The 304-nt window shown below is 68.4% G+C and carries 1 protein-coding gene; it reads left to right on the plus strand.

Annotated elements, in window-relative coordinates; translation table 11 throughout:
• On the plus strand, positions 1-304 hold a 304-nt coding region (locus ACLQ2X_RS28455), incomplete at both ends, for a beta-ketoacyl synthase N-terminal-like domain-containing protein (RefSeq protein ID WP_425684151.1).

Genomic DNA, 304 nt, shown 5'->3' on the forward strand with positions numbered 1-304 from the left:
GGGATCAGTCCGCGGGAGGCGACCGCGATGGATCCGCAGCAGCGGTTGTTGTTGGAGACGTCGTGGGAGGCGTTCGAACGGGCGGGCATCGCCCCGGACTCGCTACGCGGCAGCTCGACGAGCGTCTATGTGGGTGTCATGTACCACGACTACGGAGGTCGGCTCCAGCACCGCCCCCCGGAGGGCTTCGAGGGCTACGTGGGCGCGGGGAGCGCCGCCAGTATCGCCTCTGGTCGGGTGGCGTATCACTTCGGGTTGGAGGGGCCTGCGGTGACGGTGGATACGGCGTGTTCGTCGTCGTTGG

Origin of the sequence: Micromonospora sp. DT31, assembly GCF_049841795.1 — a bacterium.
Classification (GTDB): Bacteria; Actinomycetota; Actinomycetes; order Mycobacteriales; family Micromonosporaceae; genus Micromonospora.